Below are 15,181 nucleotides of genomic sequence, written 5' to 3' on the forward strand. Positions count from 1 at the left end.
CTACCGCGCTTTCGGCCCTGGGGAGGACGATCTTGCGGCACCGCGGCGAGAGGCTTGATCCGTGCGAACAACCATCGGATACACCGTCGAAAGCATCGGCTACGTCATAGGAGCGCAGGGACTGGTCAGCTTCGCCTCGCAGACCTTCTTCGGCACGGAGTGGGGCTGGATCCACAAGGTCGCCGACCTTCCGTCCACCGCTTACCTCGGCATCGTCGCCGTGGGTCTGGCGCTCGTCGTCACCGGGGTGAAGACACGGAAGGCACCCCAGACCCGGAAGGCCGCCTGACCGACGAGCCTGGCACCCCGCGACTCCCGAGACGACCGGACCGCCGGACGAACCTCCCGGCCCATAGCCGGCACGACCGTGATCACGCGAAAGGGCCGGCACCGGGGAAACACGCCCCTGCGCCGGCCCTTCGCCGTGAGCCCCCTGTCGGGTTCGAACCGACGACCCCCGCTTTACAAGAGCGGTGCTCTGGCCAGCTGAGCTAAGGAGGCAGCGAGTGCAGTGTAACCAACCCCGCTCGGGCGGCGGCCGGAAATCTCACGTCCTCTGGGTGGCTGACAGATCGGGCATGGCCAGGTAGCGTCACTTGCGGTTCACCCAGGTGGACTAGACCTCAATCCTTCCTTTACTCGGATCGTCCGGCACGTTCCTGCCGGTGAAGGGAAACACCACCATGGCTTCCGTCACTTTCGACAAGGCGACCCGGGTCTACCCCGGTGCCACCAAGCCCTCCGTCGACCAGCTCGACATCGAGATCGCCGACGGCGAGTTCCTCGTCCTCGTCGGGCCCTCCGGCTGTGGCAAGTCGACCTCGCTCCGCATGCTCGCGGGGCTCGAGGACGTCAACGCCGGCTCCATCCGCATCGGTGACCGCGACGTCACGCACCTGCCGCCGAAGGACCGGGACATCGCGATGGTGTTCCAGAACTACGCGCTGTACCCGCACATGACCGTCGCCGACAACATGGGCTTCGCGCTCAAGATCGCCGGCGTCAACAAGAGCGAGATCCGCGCCAAGGTCGAAGAGGCCGCGAAGATCCTCGACCTCACCGAGTACCTCGACCGCAAGCCCAAGGCGCTCTCCGGCGGTCAGCGTCAGCGTGTCGCCATGGGTCGCGCCATCGTGCGTGAGCCGCAGGTCTTCCTCATGGACGAGCCGCTGTCGAACCTCGACGCGAAGCTCCGTGTCTCGACCCGTACGCAGATCGCCGGTCTCCAGCGTCGCCTCGGCATCACCACGGTCTACGTCACCCACGACCAGACCGAGGCCCTCACCATGGGCGACCGCGTCGCCGTGCTGAAGGACGGTCTGCTCCAGCAGGTCGACTCCCCGCGCAACATGTACGACCGGCCCGCCAACCTCTTCGTCGCCGGCTTCATCGGCTCCCCCGCCATGAACCTGATCGAGGTCCCGATCACCGACGGCGGCGTGAAGTTCGGCAACAGCGTCGTCCCCGTCTCCCGCGACGCCATCGCCGCCGCCTCCGCCAACGGCGACACCACCGTCACCGTCGGCATCCGCCCCGAGCACTTCGACGTGCAGGGCTCGGAGAGCGACCAGGGCCTGGCCGTCACGGTCAACGTCGTCGAGGAGCTCGGCTCCGACGGCTTCATCTACGGCTCCACCCGCGTCAGCGGCGAGGACAAGGACCTGGTCGTCCGCGTCGGCGGCCGTGACGTGCCCGCCAAGGGCTCCACGCTCCACGTCGTCCCGCGCGCCGCCGAGCTGCACGTCTTCTCCACCTCCACGGGCGCCCGCCTCAGCGACTGATCCACAACGCCGGCGCTTCGCTGAACGGCCCCCGCATCTCTTGCAGATGCGGGGGCCGTTCGCCTATGACGTCCAAGTCGTGGTTTACCCCGGAAAACCCCGGCATTCAGGGCCCTCCCACGACCCCCGCGTCAACACGGAATTCGAAAAGCCGCCTCGAACCATCCCCCGCGAGAGTGACTAAATGTCGCCATATCACTACCGGCCGCTACGCTCGCCTGCGTGACGCACACTGCCCGCCGAATCGGCCGCTCTCTCGCCCTCGTCCTGCCCGTCGTCCTGGTGCTCTCGGGAACGCTCGCGGTGTCCGCCGTTCCGTGGGCCGGCCAGGACTCCACCACCCAGCTGACGGCCTCCTCCACGGACGTCTCCGTCCGCGCCAAGTCCCGTGCCCCGCAGGATATTCTCCGCGACCAGCTCCTCGCAGAGCTTCAGGAGAAGGACCCCGGCACGGCCCTCACGCACCTCCAGCGCGAGGTCGAGAACCGGCCCTCCCTCGCCGAGCACTGCATGTCCATCGCCCGCGCCCTCGGCCGCGCCGCCGTCAAGCACTACGGCCCCTCCCGCGCCCAGTCCTTCTCCCGCCCGGTCTGCGACACCTCGTACGCGACCGGCGTCATGCGCACGAGCTGAGCCGGAAGCTGAGACGTCGGTCGAGTCGTCAGTCGAGCCGGGAGCCGAGCATCGTCGTGCGCCCCGCCGCCCTCCGGCGCGCGGGGCGCCTATCGTTCCCCGTATGCACTCCAATCCGACGCAGGCCGTGGTCCTGGCGGGCGGCCAGGGCTCGCGGCTGCGCCCCTACACCGACGACCGCCCCAAGCCGATGGTCGAGATCCCGGGCACCGGGACCCCGATCATCGGCCATCAGCTTTCCTGGCTCGCCGCCGAGGGCGTGACCGACGCGGTCGTCTCCTGCGGCCACCTCGCCGAAGTCCTCCAGGAGTGGCTGGAAACCGCCGAACTCCCCCTCAAGGTGACGACCGTCGTCGAGTCCGAGCCCCTGGGCCGCGGTGGCGGCCTCAAGTACGCCGCCGCGCATCTGCCCTCGCCGGACCAGCCCTGGTACGCGACCAACGGCGACATCTGGACCCGCTTCTCGCTCCGCGAGATGGCCGCGTTCCACGACGAGCGGGACGCCGTCGCGACCCTCGCCCTGGCCCGCCCCCGCATCCCCTGGGGCGCCGTCGAGACCGACACCTTCGGGCACATCACCGACTTCGTCGAGTCGCCCCCGTCGCCGTTCCTCATCAACGCCGGCGTGTACGTCTTCTCCGCGGCCTTCACCGAGCTCCTCCCGGACCTCGGCGACCACGAGCGGACCACCTTCCCCCGGCTCGCCCGCGAGCGCCGCCTCGCCGGCTTCCCGCTGCCCCAGGGGGCGTACTGGCGCGCCATCGACACCGCCAAGGACCTGACCGAGGCCGCCAAGGAGCTTGCCGCCCAGCGGGCCTGAGACACCCCCGCGGGGCATGAGAACACCCCAGCGGGCCTTGAGACACCCCCGCGGTCCTTGAGACACCCCCCGCGGGGGCTGAGAACACCCCAGCGGGCGTGAGACACCCCAGGAGGACGCGCACGTACGCGTGAGGGCGGCGCCGCTTCTTCGCGGCGCCGCCCTCTCTCGTACGCGTACGTGTGCGTCTACGTGTGCGTGTACGCCCGCCTCAGCCCAGCAGGCCGCCGATCGGGTTCCTCGCGCCGCCCGTCGTCGAGCCGCTCTCCGTCGGCGTGCTGCTGCCGCCCGTCGAGCCCGTCGACCCGGTGGAGCCGCCGCTCGACGTGCCGCCCGTGGTCGTCGGGGTGTCGCTGGTGGTCGGCGGAGGCGCCGGGTTCGACTGCGTCGGCGGGCGCGTGGTCGTCGAGGAGCCCGTGGTGCCGCTGCCCTGCGTGGCCGTCGGGCGCTGCTCCTGCGTGCGGGTGGCCTCCCGGGTCGTCTCGGTCGGCCGGGTCGCCTCCTCGGTCTCCTCGCGACCCGCGGTGGCCTCCGTCGTCTCGGACGTCTCGGACGTCGCGGACGGCTCCGGCGCGGTGGAGGCGCTCCCGGAGGGGGCCCGGCGCGTCGGCTCCGTGGGGAGCGGGCGGCCGGGGAGGTGGTTGATCGGGTCGTCGTTGGGGCCCGGGACGGTGATCATCTCGGTCGACCGGACCGCGCCGCCGAGGACGGAGCCGATGAGGAGCGTGAGGCCGACGACGACCGAGGCGAGAAGGGTGCTGCGGCGCGTCACGCGGCGGCGCAGGGCCCAGAGTTCGGCGCGGGGGCCGAGGGTGCGCCAGGCCTCTCCCGCGAGGCGGCCGTCGATCGAGTACACGGGGGCGCCGGCGATGATCAGCGGGGACCAGGCGGCCAGGTAGATGATGTCGGCCGAGTCGTAGACCGGGACGGTCTTCCAGCTGACGGTCAGGATGAGCGCGGCGGAGAGCAGGGCGGCGACGACCGCGGCCGCCCGCTGCCAGAGGCCGAGGACCGTGAGGACGCCGACGACGACCTGGAGGAACGCGACGGTGAGCCCGGCGCCCACGGGGTGCTGGAGGGCGAAGTCGCGGAGCGGTTCGGCGAGGGCCCACGGGTGCAGCGAGTTGAGCCACTTCACCATGGAGCCGCGCTCGCCGCCGTCGAAGTAGACGGGGTCGCAGAGCTTGCCCATGCCCGCGTAGATGGAGATGAAGCCGAGGAAGACGCGGAGCGGGAGGAGGACGACGCCGAGGTTCATCCGGCGGCCCGGGTAGTACGCGTGCCGGACGGGGTCGTGCGCCTGGCGCCGGCCGTCGCGGCCCTCCCGGCCGTCCGCCGTGCCGTACGCCGTGTCGTCCTCGTACGGCCCGGGGGTCTCGGCTCGGAGCTCGTACACGTCGTCGTAGGCGCCCTCGGCGCGGCGCATCGGCGGCAGCAGCGGCCCGGCGGCCTCGGCGGGCACCATCGGGGTGGGCATGGTGTCGTCGATGCGCGGGATGGCCTGGGTGGCGCCCGCGTCGAGCCCCGCGTCCAGGCCGGAGTGTCCGGCGTGTCCCGCGTGCCCGAGGTGTCCACCCGGTGCACCATGGCCGCCGGGTCCGCCACGGCCCACGGCCGGGTCCAGGGTGGAGACGGCGGAGGAATCGCGTACGGCCTGGAGGAGGCCGGTCGCGCCCGGCGCGGACTTCCCCGTCCACACGACGGGACGGCGGCGCGGCGCGCCCCCGCCCCCAGCGGCTCCCGCTCCCGCGAGTGCGGCGACGCGCGGGTTCGCGGCGAACGTCGGCGCCTGTGCCGGCGCGAGCCGCACACGGAAGCTGGCGTGGTTCACGATCACCTGGGCGGGATCTGAGTCCACTTTGACCATGCTCAGCGCGGGCTGATCGTCGAACCCCGGCCGGGGCGTTCTGGTGTCCACACTCATCTAACCGAGTGATCTGGGTTTAGGACACTGCCTTGACAGCTCGCAAATGTCCGAGACCCGTCAAGATCAACGCCGCGGCCGAGGCCGGGTCGTGCGCTGCGTGGTGCGGAGAAGTGTTACGCCATACGGCGGCGGGCCGCCTCGTACAGCACGACACCCGCGGCCACACCCGCGTTGAGCGACTCCGCGCCACCCGGCATGGGGATGCGGACGAGGTAGTCGCAGGTCTCGCCGACGAGGCGCGACAGGCCCTTGCCCTCGGAGCCGACGACGATGACGACCGGGCCGGACAGCGCCTCCAGCTCGTGGACCTCGTGGTCGCCGTCGGCGGCGAGGCCGACGACCGTGAGACCGGCCTTCTGGTACTGCTCCAGGCAGCGGGTCAGGTTGGTGGCGCGGGCGACCGGGGTACGGGCGGCGGTGCCGGCCGAGGTCTTCCACGCACCGGCCGTCATGCCGGCGGCGCGGCGCTCGGGGACGACCACGCCGTGGCCGCCGAAGGCCGCGACGGAGCGGACGACGGCGCCGAGGTTGCGCGGGTCGGTGATGCCGTCGAGGGCGACGATCAGCGGGTCCTCGTTGTTGTCGAAGGCGGCCGCGGCGAGGTCCTCGGGGTGCGCGTACTCGTACGGCGGGACCTGGAGGACGAGACCCTGGTGGTTCAGGTTGTTCGTCATCCGGTCGAGCTCGGGGCGCGGCGCCTCCATGATGTGGATGTTGCCGCGGCCGGTGGCGAGGTTCAGGGCCTCGCGCACGCGCTCGTCGTTGTCGATGAACTGCTGGACGTACAGGGTCGTGGCGGGCACGCCGTCGCGCAGCGCCTCGAAGACCGGGTTGCGGCCGACGACCATCTCGGACGTCCCCTTGCCACCGCGGCGCGCGACGGGCTTGCGCTTGGCCACGTTCCGGGCCATCGCGTTCGAGACGCGGAAGGCCTTGTGGCCCTTGCGGTCGGTGGCCTTGGGGGTCGGGCCCTTGCCTTCGAGGCCCTTGCGCCGCTGGCCACCGCTGCCGACCGTCGCACCCTTCTTGTTGGACGTGCGACGGTTCCTGCGCTGGCTGTTCCCGGCCATGACTACCTGTTTCCTCTATTGCCTGCGTACACAAGTCTGTAACTGAAGTGTGCCGCCCGGAGCCCCGAGCGGCACGTCTTCTAACGGTTGCCCAGCGTCCAGCGGGGGCCGTCGGGGCTGTCCTCGATGGCGAGACCGGAGTGGCTCAGCTGGTCGCGGATCGCGTCCGCGGTCGCCCAGTCCTTCCGCTCGCGAGCCGACTCGCGCTGCTGGAGCACGAGCCGTACGAGGGTGTCGACGACGCCGTGGAGCTCCTCGCCGCCACCGGACTCGTCGGCCCAGTGCGGGTCGAGCGGGTCCAGGCCGAGGACGCCGAGCATGGCACGGACCTCGGCGAGGCGGGCGATGGCCTCGTCCTTGTCGTCCGCCGCGAGGGCGCTGTTGCCCTGGCGGACGGTGGTGTGGATGATCGCGAGCGCGTGCGGCACGCCCAGGTCGTCGTCCATGGCCTCGGCGAAGGCCGGCGGCACCTCGGCCGCGGGGGCGACGGTCGTCCCCGCCTTCTCGGTGGCGCGCTGGACGAAGCCCTCGATACGGGCGAACGCCGACTCGGCCTCGCGCAGGGACTCCTCGCTGTACTCGATCATCGAGCGGTAGTGCGGGGTGCCCAGGTAGTAGCGGAGGACGATGGGGCGCCAGTTCTTGACCATCTCCGACACCAGCACGCTGTTGCCGAGCGACTTCGACATCTTCTCGCCGGCCATGGTGACCCAGGCGTTGTGCACCCAGTACGTCGCGAAGTCGTCGCCGTAGGCCTTGGCCTGGGCGATCTCGTTCTCGTGGTGCGGGAAGATCAGGTCGAGGCCGCCGCCGTGGATGTCGAAGGCGGAGCCCAGGTACTTGTGCGCCATGGCCGAGCACTCCAGGTGCCAGCCGGGGCGGCCGCGGCCCCACGGGGTCTCCCAGTCGGGCTCGCCCGGCTTGGTCGCCTTCCACATCGCGAAGTCGCGCGGGTCGCGCTTGCCGGTGATGCCGTCCTCGGCGGGCTGCCGCAGGTCGTCGATGTCCTGGTTCGACAGCTCCAGGTAGCCCGGGAAGGAGCGCACGTCGAAGTAGACGCTGCCGTCGGCCTCGTACGCGTGACCGCGCTCGATGAGGCCGCGCATCATCTCGATCATCTCGGGGACGTGCCCGGTGGCGCGGGGCTCGTAGGTGGGCGGCAGGCAACCGAGCGCGTCGTAACCGGAGTTGAACGCGCGCTCGTTCTCGTACCCGATCGACCACCAGGGGCGGCCCTGGTCCGCACCCTTGGCGATGATCTTGTCGTCGATGTCGGTGACGTTCCGGATGAACGTGACGTCGTAGCCGCGGTAGGCGAACCAGCGGCGCATGATGTCGAAGTTCAGCCCCGACCGGATGTGGCCGATGTGCGGGGCGGCCTGGACGGTCGCGCCACAGAGGTAGATCGAGACGCAGCCCGGTGTGAGCGGGGTGAAGTCACGGATCTGCCGGGCGCTGGTGTCGTACAGGCGAATAGTCACCACTCCAGGGTAGTGGGCGTGTGGTAGTGCCCCGCGACCCTGTCGGCTGACGCGGGGCACGTTTTTCACGCCCCCTGCTGCGATACGGGGTAGACGAGGGCGGTCGCGAGGGCGGCGAGGCCCTCGGCGCGGCCCGTCAGGCCGAGCCCGTCGGTGGTCGTGCCGGAGACGGAGACGGGTGCGCCGGCCGCCGCGCTCAGCGCCTTCTGGGCCTCGTCGCGGCGCTTGCCGACCTTGGGGCGGACGCCGACGACCTGGACGGCGATGTTGCCGATCTCGTACCCCTCGGCGCGGACGATCCGGGCGGCCTCGGCGAGGAGGGTGACGCCGGAGGCGCCGGACCATTCTGGGCGCGAGGTGCCGAAGTGGGCGCCGAGGTCGCCGATGCCGGCGGCGGAGAAGAGGGCGTCGCAGGCGGCGTGGGCGGCGACGTCACCGTCGGAGTGGCCGGCGAGGCCGTACTCCTCTCCCTCCCAGAGGAGGCCGGCGCACCACAGTTCGCGGCCCTTCTCGAAGGCGTGGACGTCGGTGCCGATGCCGGTGCGCGGCAGCACGGGGATCTCAGAAGCCATCGTTGGCCCTCCTGCGGGCGAGTACGGCCTCGGCGAGGACGAGGTCGAGCGGACGGGTCACCTTGAACGCCTCCTCGTGGCCGGGCACGACGACGACGGGCGCGCCGAGCCGCTCGACCATGCCGGCGTCGTCGGTGGCGCCTTCACCGGTGAGGGCGATGGTGGCGTGGGCGTTGACCAGCGTGTCGTGGTCGAAGCCCTGCGGGGTCTGGACGGCGCGGAGGCGGGCGCGGACCGGCGTGGCGACGACCTGCTCGGGGTCGCCGGGCTTCTCGGCCGGCTCGACCTCCTTGACGGTGTCCGCGACGGGCAGCGCGGGGACGACGGCGACGGCCCCGTCCCGTACGGCCTCGATGACGGCGTCCACGGTGTCGACGGGGACCAGGGGGCGGGCCGCGTCGTGGACGAGGACGGTGGTGATGCCCTCGGGCAGCGCCTGGAGTCCGAGGTGGACGGATTCCTGGCGGGTGTCGCCGCCGGGGACGACGACGTAGTCGGTCCGCTCGGGGAGGGCGTGGGCGTCGAGGAGGTGCTTGACCTCGGCGGCGCCGTCGGAGGGGGCGACCACGACGACGAGCGAGACCGCGCGGGAGGCGGCCATCGCGCGGACGGCGTGGATGAGGATGGGGGTGCCGTTCAGCGCGCGGAGCGCCTTGGGGGCGCCCGGGCCGAGGCGTACGCCCCGTCCGGCCGCCGGGATCACCACGGCGGTACGAGGAGGACGCGCTTCGTCTGACATCGGTTGCACTCCGGCAGGTTTGTTTCCGCGGCCGACATGGGTATGGCCTCACCGTGCCGGACGCGACGCCTTGACCGGGCCCTTTCCGTGACGACGGTCGAGGCGTTACCGCGTGAGCACAGGGGTTCGGACGTAACAGGGGGTGCGGGTTCTTCACAGCGGTACGCACGGGGTAGCCCGGCCTTACTGCCCGACTTTGTCCGCGTGTGTACGGTTCCGCGTACGCTCCGCATACGTACGCGAACATGCCGCAGCGCCCGGCGACAGCGCTGTGTGGTTCACAGCGCGCCAGCGGGCACCGCGGCATCGCTTCACTTGGAAGCACGCTCGGAACGAATCGCCCGGAAAGATCCGGCCGCCGGGCAGGACCCGGTCGCCCGGAAGAGACCGGAGCGATTCAGAGCGCGCTCACTCAGGACGCGAGGACCTCGTCGAGGAGAGCCTCGGCCTTGTCCTCGTTCGTGTTCTCCGCGAGAGCCAGCTCGCTGACCAGGATCTGCCGAGCCTTGGCAAGCATCCGCTTCTCACCGGCGGACAGCCCGCGCTCGCGCTCCCGGCGCCACAGGTCGCGGACTACTTCGGCGACCTTGATGACATCGCCGGAGGCGAGCTTCTCGAGATTTGCCTTGTAGCGACGGGACCAGTTCGTCGGCTCTTCGGCGTACGGCGCGCGCAGCACCTCGAAGACCCGGTCCAGCCCGTCTTGACCGACCACGTCGCGAACACCGACGAACTCCGCATTGTCCGCCGGTACACGAACCGTCAGGTCGCCCTGCGCGACCTTGAGCACCAAGTAGGTCTTGTCCACGCCTTTGATCTGGCGAGTTTCGATGGCCTCGATCAGCGCGGCCCCGTGATGGGGATAGACCACGGTGTCGCCAACCTTGAACGTCATGTGACAGGTACCCCTTCCGTGGCTATCCAGGGTAACACGGATACTGCTTCTTCTGAATGGCGTTTTCGCAGGTCAGAGCATATCTCGGGGCTTGACAACAGCATCACGATCGTGCTGCGGAGGGCTTCCGGAAGGCGGTATTCGCAGGTCGGAGCCGCTGTGCGGACGGAGAGAAACGCGCACGTTACACGTACCAGGAGCCCCTCCAGGGAGGGGCGATGTCCCGGTTTGCCGGGTTCGGGGCGCCCTTCATCGCGTACTCCGTTCGAGGATCGACCACCCGTACGGATGCATGCCGGGGTGATTCCGGAATTGATCAGCTCGACGACGGTCCGTGATTTTCCGGAGCGGGGCTGCGGGGAATGCGGGGTGACCCTCGAATTGATCAAGGCGGTTATGTGAACAACAGGTCAATGGGTCGCGATCCGGCCACAGGGCCCGATCGCGAGCCTGATCGCGAGCCCGATCGCGAGCGATCGCAAGCCCGCTCACGAGCTCGCTCACGGCGACGGCCGGGCGCCCCTCGGGGCAGGGCCCCGGGAACTCCCCGGGAGCCCGCCCGCCCACTGCCGCGGCCGGTTAGGGGCGGGTCGGGTGCGGGACGGAGAGTGCGGCTCGGTAACCTAAGCGCGCTGACACACCTTTAGCTGTTCCTTGGTCCCCAATCCTGTCCGTTCGTCCTAGGAGATGCCGCCGCCGTGAGCCGCAGCCTTCGACGCGGCGCCCTCGCCGCCACTGCCATCGTGTTCTCCATCGCCGCGCTGTCCGCCTGTGCCGCGGGCAACGACGCGCAGACCCTCGGAGTCAAGCCGGACAACGCGGCCGTCACCGTGGACGACGTCAAGATCCAGAACGCGCTCGTCATCACCCAGCCCCACCAGGGTGTGAAGGGCCCGGCCGTCGTCTCGGCCACCGTCTTCAACAACGGCAGCGCGCCGCAGACCCTCGACGCGATCACCCTGCCGGGTACGAGCGCGACGGTGAAGCTGACGCCGGCCGCGGGCAGCACCGGCCCGATCACCATCCCGGCGCTCGGCTCCGTCGTGATCGGCGGCGCGGGCAACGCGACCGCGACGATCGAGAACGGCACCGAGGCCGCCAGGAAGGGCGACGCGCAGGAGGTCGTCTTCAAGCTCAGCAAGACCGGCGACGTCGGCCTGCAGGCCTTCGTCGTCCCGGCGGCGAGCTACTTCAAGGAGTTCGGCCCGTCGGTCGTCCCCGCTCCCCCGGGCTCCTCGCCGACCGCCTCGGCGCCGGCCGAGGGCGAGCACGGCGGCGAGGGCGAGCACGGCACCGACGCCTCGGCCGAGGCGACGACCGCCGGTCACTGACCGAGCCGCGGCAGGACATACGTGTGAAGGGGCGCCCCCGGTCGGGGGCGCCCCTTCACACGTATGTCCGCCTCGTTCACGGCTCGAACTCGTAGCCCGGACCGCGGACCGTCACCAGGTAGCGCGGGGCGCCCGGCTCCGGTTCGAGCCCCGTCCCACGTGCGCCCCTCGCACTGGTCGGCCCTGGGGGGCCTCACAGGCTTCGGGGCGCTGTGCCGGACTCCGTCCGGCCTCCTCGGCCAGGGTCGGCTTACGGCTCGAACTTGTATCCGAGGCCGCGGACCGTCACCAGGTAGCGCGGGGCGCCGGGATCCGGTTCGATCTTGGCGCGGAGGCGCTTCACGTGGACGTCGAGGGTCTTGGTGTCGCCGACGTAGTCCGCGCCCCACACCCGGTCGATGAGCTGCATACGGGTCAGCACGCGGCCCGCGTTGCGCAGCAGCATCTCCAGGAGGTCGAACTCCTTCAGCGGGAGGTCGACCTTGCCGCCCGAGACCGTCACCACGTGGCGGTCGACGTCCATGCGGACCGGGCCGGCCTCCAGGGCCGCCGGGGTGACCTCCTCCGGCTCCCCGCGGCGGCGGAGCACCGCGCGGATGCGGGCGACCAGCTCCCGCGAGGAGAAGGGCTTGGTCACGTAGTCGTCGGCTCCTATTTCCAGGCCGACGACCTTGTCGATCTCGCTGTCCTTGGCGGTCACCATGATCACCGGGACGTTCGAGCGGCCGCGCAGCTGGCGGCACACCTCGGTACCGGGCAGGCCCGGAAGCATCAGGTCGAGGAGGACGAGGTCGGCTCCGTTGCGCTCGAACTCGTCGAGGCCGTCGGGCCCGGTCGCCGCCACGGCGACCTCGAAGCCTTCCTTGCGGAGCATGTATGACAGGGCGTCGCTGAAGGATTCCTCATCCTCGACGACGAGCACTCGGGTCACGGAAGGACCTCCGGGGCGGGAAGCGGTTCGGTCATGAGATCTGGGGTGGGAGAAGAGACGGGCCTGCGGTCCCGTGCGGAGCCCGCCTCGGGCAGCCGCAGGGTGAACGTGGAGCCCTGACCCTCGGTGCTCCATACGGTGACCTCGCCACCGTGCGAGGCGGCCACGTGCTTGACGATGGCGAGGCCGAGCCCCGTACCGCCGGTGGCACGGGAGCGGGCCGGGTCGACGCGGTAGAAGCGCTCGAAGACGCGCTCCTTGTCCTTGTCGGGGATGCCGATGCCCTGGTCGGTGACGGCTATCTCGATCAGGTCGCCGCCGGGCGCGGCGATCTTGCGGGCCGCGATGCCGACGCGGGTGTGGGCGGGTGAGTAGTTGACGGCGTTCTCGACGAGGTTGCCGAGGGCCGCGGCGAGCTGGCCGCGGCTCCCCCAGACTCGCAGGTCGGCCGCTCCGCCGGACACCATGGCGATCTGCTTGGTGGAGGCGGTGTGCCGGGAGCGGTCGATCGCCTCGGCGACGAGCTCGTCCACGGACACCGGCTCGGAGTCCTCCAGCGGGTCGTCGTTCTGCACGCGGGAGAGGTCGATGAGCTCCTGTACGAGGTTGGTGAGGCGGGTCGCCTCGATCTGCATGCGGCCGGCGAAGCGGGTGACCGCCTCGGGGTCGTCCGAGGCGTCCATGACCGCCTCGGAGAGCAGGGAGAGCGCGCCCGTCGGCGTCTTGAGCTCATGGCTCACGTTGGCGACGAAGTCGCGCCGCACCGCTTCGATGCGACGGGCCTCGGTGAGGTCCTCGACCAGCAGCAGCACGAGCCGCGAGCCCAGCGGGGCGACGCGGGCGGAGACGGCGAGGGCTTCGCCGCGTCCGGTGCCGCGCCGGGCCAGGTCCAGCTCGACCTGTCGTATCTCCCCGTCGCGACGGGTGTCGCGGGCCATGTTGAGCATGGGCTCCACGGCCAGCTTGCCGCCCCGGACCAGGCCGAGGGCGTACGCCGCCGAACTGGCCTTGACCACGGAGTCGCTCTCGTCGAGGACGACCGCGGAGGAGCGCAGTACGGACAGTACGGTGTCGACGCCGGGCGGGAGCACGGCGTCGGTGTGCAGGGAGGTTCGGGTGGGCCGCGCCTGGTCGCGCTCGCTCCAGCGGAACGCCAGCATGGCGATCACGCCGGTGCACACGCCGGCGATCGCTGCCAATGCGGCGACCGCCGCGTTCACGTCCATGCCCTCAAGGTTATGCGGGGTGGAGGACACTCTCCCAGCCGTCCGAGTGGCTCCTCGAACAGTCGTCGCCCAGAGTTCACCGTGGAGACGGTGGTGGTTCATTTGCTGCGACGGCGGTGGTGGCGCGTGTCGCCCAGAGTTCACCTAGAGGAAAGTACCGATTCATATGAGGGGGTGGAACCGGACGCGTAAGGGGCCGAACGTGGAAGCGTGGGGGTCCGAAGCCCCACCCGGACCCCGGAGCTTTGCGTAGAGAGGGACATCCATGCGGGACGCGTACCACGAGGAACTGGACTCGATCGGCGAGAGCCTGGTCGAGATGGCCCGACTCGTCGGATCGGCGATCGGGCGCGCCACGACGGCGATGCTCGACGCGGACCTGAAGCTCGCGGAGAGCGTGATCGCGGCGGACCAGAAGGTCGACGACCTCCAGCACGATCTGGAGGCCCGGGCCATCGCACTGCTCGCGCGGCAGCAGCCGGTGGCGACGGATCTGCGGATAGTGGTGACCTCGCTCCGCATGAGCGCCGACCTGGAGCGGTCGGGCGACCTGGCGCAGCACGTGGCGAAGCTGGCGCGGCTGCGGTTCCCGGACACGGCGGTGCCGCGGGACCTGCACGCGACCATCCTGGAGATGGGGCAGCTGGCGCAGCGCCTGATGGCGAAGGCCGCGGAGGTCATCATCACGAAGGACGTCGACCTGGCGCTCCAGCTGGAGCAGGACGACGACGAGATGGACCTGCTGCACCGGACGCTGTTCCAGCACCTGATGGACGACCGCTGGCGGCACGGCATCGAGACGGCCGTGGACGTGACGCTCCTCGGCCGGTACTACGAGCGGTTCGCGGACCACGCGGTGTCGGTGGCGAAGCGCGTCGTGTACCTGGTGACGGGTGAACACGCGGACGAGCTGCAGGCGGCGGACGCGCCGGTGGAAGGCGCGTAGGGCCTGTCCGGAGCGCACGGGCGCCGATGCGCCGTTGATGCGCCGGTCCGAGTGGGCATGCAATGGGGGGAGGCGACGCGCGCCTCGAAAGGGAGGGACCCCATGGCCGAATCCCCTATGACGACCGATCCCCAGCAGGAGACCCCGCGCGGGACGGAGTTCCTGCCCGTACTCGGCGCCTGTGGCTGCGGCTCGGGCTGCGGCTGCGGCTGCCAGTCGGGCTCGCCGTGCCAGTGCGGAGGCTGCTCGGGCTGACCGGTGAGGGAGGGGGGTGGGGCAGTGACCCCGCCCCCCTCCTTCCGGTCTTCTCAGATGTCGAGTACGCCGACGGTCTGGCCGCCGCTGAGCTCGCCGGTCGTGTGGAAACCGAGCCGGCGGTAGAACTCGCCGGGCCCGTCCTCGCCGGGCTCCCAGGTCACGTACAGCTGTCCCGTCCCGCGCCGCCGGAGCTCGTCGCGCACCGCCTCGACGGCGAAGCGTCCGTACCCCTTGCCCTGTCCGGTGGCGGCGATGTTGAGCCGCCAGAGGCCGCTGCGGCGGTCGGTGGGGTCCTTCTCCTCGTTCCACGGGATGTCGAGGAAGGCCATGAGGAAGCCGACGAGCTCGTCCCCGTCGAAGATCAGCCGGGGCCAGGCGATCTCCCCGAAGGCGTACGCCTCGGCGAGGGACTTCACGACGGGGGCGACGTTGCGTTCCTGATGGGGGTGGACGCGCAGTGCGAGGGCGGCGTCGACGTTCTCGGGCGTGACCCGCTCCAGGCGGAGGGACGTGCTGGGTGCCGGGCCGGGCTGGGACGGGCTGGGGTGTGGCGTGCTCATGACCCGGAACG

16 protein-coding genes and 1 tRNA gene are annotated in these 15,181 nt (G+C 70.8%); 7 read left to right on the plus strand and 10 right to left on the minus strand.

What is annotated here, in order from left to right; all coding sequences use genetic code 11:
• Positions 1–61 precede the first annotated feature (61 nt).
• Positions 62–289: a hypothetical protein gene (locus ACIBG6_RS23395; protein WP_399224468.1), complete on the plus strand. Its 228-nt coding sequence runs from the start codon at positions 62–64 to the stop codon at positions 287–289.
• A gap of 138 nt (positions 290–427) precedes the next feature.
• Here ACIBG6_RS23395 and ACIBG6_RS23400 read toward each other — a convergent pair.
• Positions 428–501 (minus strand) — tRNA-Thr (locus tag ACIBG6_RS23400).
• A gap of 182 nt (positions 502–683) precedes the next feature.
• Here ACIBG6_RS23400 and ACIBG6_RS23405 point away from each other — a divergent pair.
• The 3 genes from ACIBG6_RS23405 to ACIBG6_RS23415 all read left to right on the plus strand — a co-directional run bounded on the left by ACIBG6_RS23405 (position 684) and on the right by ACIBG6_RS23415 (position 3,234).
• The gene (locus tag ACIBG6_RS23405) at positions 684–1,781 is read left to right on the plus strand and encodes an ABC transporter ATP-binding protein (RefSeq protein ID WP_399224469.1); all 1,098 of its coding nucleotides are present in this window, start codon (positions 684–686) and stop codon (positions 1,779–1,781) included.
• 222 nt (positions 1,782–2,003) lie between these two features.
• The gene (locus tag ACIBG6_RS23410; protein WP_329622062.1) at positions 2,004–2,414 is read left to right on the plus strand and encodes a hypothetical protein; all 411 of its coding nucleotides are present in this window, start codon (positions 2,004–2,006) and stop codon (positions 2,412–2,414) included.
• Between the two features lie 103 nt (positions 2,415–2,517).
• A complete protein-coding gene (locus tag ACIBG6_RS23415; RefSeq protein ID WP_399224470.1) occupies positions 2,518–3,234 on the plus strand; it encodes an NDP-sugar synthase in 717 nt (238 codons plus the stop codon).
• Between the two features lie 211 nt (positions 3,235–3,445).
• Here ACIBG6_RS23415 and ACIBG6_RS23420 read toward each other — a convergent pair whose 3' ends face one another.
• The 6 genes from ACIBG6_RS23420 to ACIBG6_RS23445 form a co-directional block, all read right to left on the minus strand.
• Positions 3,446–5,158, minus strand: a complete 1,713-nt coding sequence (locus tag ACIBG6_RS23420; protein WP_399224471.1) for a DoxX family membrane protein — start codon at positions 5,156–5,158, stop codon at positions 3,446–3,448.
• A gap of 116 nt (positions 5,159–5,274) precedes the next feature.
• On the minus strand, positions 5,275–6,231 hold the full coding sequence (rlmB, locus tag ACIBG6_RS23425; protein WP_399224472.1) for a 23S rRNA (guanosine(2251)-2'-O)-methyltransferase RlmB: 957 nt from the start codon (positions 6,229–6,231) through the stop codon (positions 5,275–5,277).
• Between the two features lie 80 nt (positions 6,232–6,311).
• Positions 6,312–7,712 (minus strand): cysteine--tRNA ligase, encoded by a 1,401-nt coding sequence (gene cysS, locus ACIBG6_RS23430; RefSeq protein WP_399224473.1) that lies wholly within the window; start codon positions 7,710–7,712, stop codon positions 6,312–6,314.
• Positions 7,713–7,777: 65 nt separating this feature from the next.
• Entirely contained in the window at positions 7,778–8,284 is a 507-nt protein-coding gene (ispF, locus tag ACIBG6_RS23435; protein ID WP_399224474.1) for a 2-C-methyl-D-erythritol 2,4-cyclodiphosphate synthase, read from the minus strand.
• The gene (ispD, locus tag ACIBG6_RS23440) at positions 8,274–9,023 is read right to left on the minus strand and encodes a 2-C-methyl-D-erythritol 4-phosphate cytidylyltransferase (RefSeq protein WP_399224475.1); all 750 of its coding nucleotides are present in this window, start codon (positions 9,021–9,023) and stop codon (positions 8,274–8,276) included. Before ispD ends, ispF begins: the two co-directional genes overlap by 11 nt.
• Positions 9,024–9,435: 412 nt before the next feature.
• Positions 9,436–9,918: a CarD family transcriptional regulator gene (locus ACIBG6_RS23445; RefSeq protein WP_003953493.1), complete on the minus strand. Its 483-nt coding sequence runs from the start codon at positions 9,916–9,918 to the stop codon at positions 9,436–9,438.
• Between the two features lie 698 nt (positions 9,919–10,616).
• Between ACIBG6_RS23445 and ACIBG6_RS23450 the strand changes: the two genes are divergently transcribed.
• Complete coding sequence (locus ACIBG6_RS23450) at positions 10,617–11,249, plus strand: DUF461 domain-containing protein (RefSeq protein WP_399224476.1); 633 nt, start codon at positions 10,617–10,619, stop codon at positions 11,247–11,249.
• A 250-nt stretch (positions 11,250–11,499) separates the two neighbouring features.
• Here ACIBG6_RS23450 and ACIBG6_RS23455 read toward each other — a convergent pair whose 3' ends face one another.
• Positions 11,500–12,180, minus strand: a complete 681-nt coding sequence (locus ACIBG6_RS23455) for a response regulator transcription factor (RefSeq protein WP_017242433.1) — start codon at positions 12,178–12,180, stop codon at positions 11,500–11,502.
• The gene (locus tag ACIBG6_RS23460) at positions 12,177–13,406 is read right to left on the minus strand and encodes an ATP-binding protein (RefSeq protein WP_329622069.1); all 1,230 of its coding nucleotides are present in this window, start codon (positions 13,404–13,406) and stop codon (positions 12,177–12,179) included. The genes ACIBG6_RS23455 and ACIBG6_RS23460 overlap by 4 nt, the downstream gene beginning before the upstream one ends.
• Before the next feature lie 265 nt (positions 13,407–13,671).
• Between ACIBG6_RS23460 and phoU the strand changes: the two genes are divergently transcribed.
• Together phoU and ACIBG6_RS23470 are read left to right on the plus strand one after the other, a co-directional pair.
• Positions 13,672–14,352: a phosphate signaling complex protein PhoU gene (phoU, locus tag ACIBG6_RS23465; protein ID WP_024756335.1), complete on the plus strand. Its 681-nt coding sequence runs from the start codon at positions 13,672–13,674 to the stop codon at positions 14,350–14,352.
• A gap of 102 nt (positions 14,353–14,454) precedes the next feature.
• Positions 14,455–14,607: a hypothetical protein gene (locus tag ACIBG6_RS23470; protein WP_399224477.1), complete on the plus strand. Its 153-nt coding sequence runs from the start codon at positions 14,455–14,457 to the stop codon at positions 14,605–14,607.
• A gap of 53 nt (positions 14,608–14,660) precedes the next feature.
• On the opposite strand, the gene ACIBG6_RS23475 is transcribed toward ACIBG6_RS23470, so the two are convergent.
• Positions 14,661–15,170: a GNAT family N-acetyltransferase gene (locus ACIBG6_RS23475; protein ID WP_399224478.1), complete on the minus strand. Its 510-nt coding sequence runs from the start codon at positions 15,168–15,170 to the stop codon at positions 14,661–14,663.
• Positions 15,171–15,181 lie beyond the last annotated feature (11 nt).

Origin of the sequence: Streptomyces sp. NPDC050842 (genome assembly GCF_044456565.1) — a bacterium.
Taxonomy (GTDB): Bacteria; Actinomycetota; Actinomycetes; order Streptomycetales; family Streptomycetaceae; genus Streptomyces.

What these genes read in the sequence shown, in the direction of transcription:
- ACIBG6_RS23405 (WP_399224469.1), top strand. Translation starts at nt 684, where the DNA reads ATGGCTTCCGTCACTTTCGACAAGGCGACCCGGGTCTACCCCGGTGCC.
- ACIBG6_RS23415 (WP_399224470.1), top strand. Translation starts at nt 2,518, where the DNA reads ATGCACTCCAATCCGACGCAGGCCGTGGTCCTGGCGGGCGGCCAGGGC.
- ACIBG6_RS23420 (WP_399224471.1), bottom strand. Translation starts at nt 5,158, where the DNA reads ATGAGTGTGGACACCAGAACGCCCCGGCCGGGGTTCGACGATCAGCCC.
- rlmB (WP_399224472.1), bottom strand. Translation starts at nt 6,231, where the DNA reads ATGGCCGGGAACAGCCAGCGCAGGAACCGTCGCACGTCCAACAAGAAG.
- ispF (WP_399224474.1), bottom strand. Translation starts at nt 8,284, where the DNA reads ATGGCTTCTGAGATCCCCGTGCTGCCGCGCACCGGCATCGGCACCGAC.
- ispD (WP_399224475.1), bottom strand. Translation starts at nt 9,023, where the DNA reads ATGTCAGACGAAGCGCGTCCTCCTCGTACCGCCGTGGTGATCCCGGCG.
- ACIBG6_RS23445 (WP_003953493.1), bottom strand. Translation starts at nt 9,918, where the DNA reads ATGACGTTCAAGGTTGGCGACACCGTGGTCTATCCCCATCACGGGGCC.
- ACIBG6_RS23460 (WP_329622069.1), bottom strand. Translation starts at nt 13,406, where the DNA reads ATGGACGTGAACGCGGCGGTCGCCGCATTGGCAGCGATCGCCGGCGTG.
- phoU (WP_024756335.1), top strand. Translation starts at nt 13,672, where the DNA reads ATGCGGGACGCGTACCACGAGGAACTGGACTCGATCGGCGAGAGCCTG.
- ACIBG6_RS23470 (WP_399224477.1), top strand. Translation starts at nt 14,455, where the DNA reads ATGGCCGAATCCCCTATGACGACCGATCCCCAGCAGGAGACCCCGCGC.
- ACIBG6_RS23475 (WP_399224478.1), bottom strand. Translation starts at nt 15,170, where the DNA reads ATGAGCACGCCACACCCCAGCCCGTCCCAGCCCGGCCCGGCACCCAGC.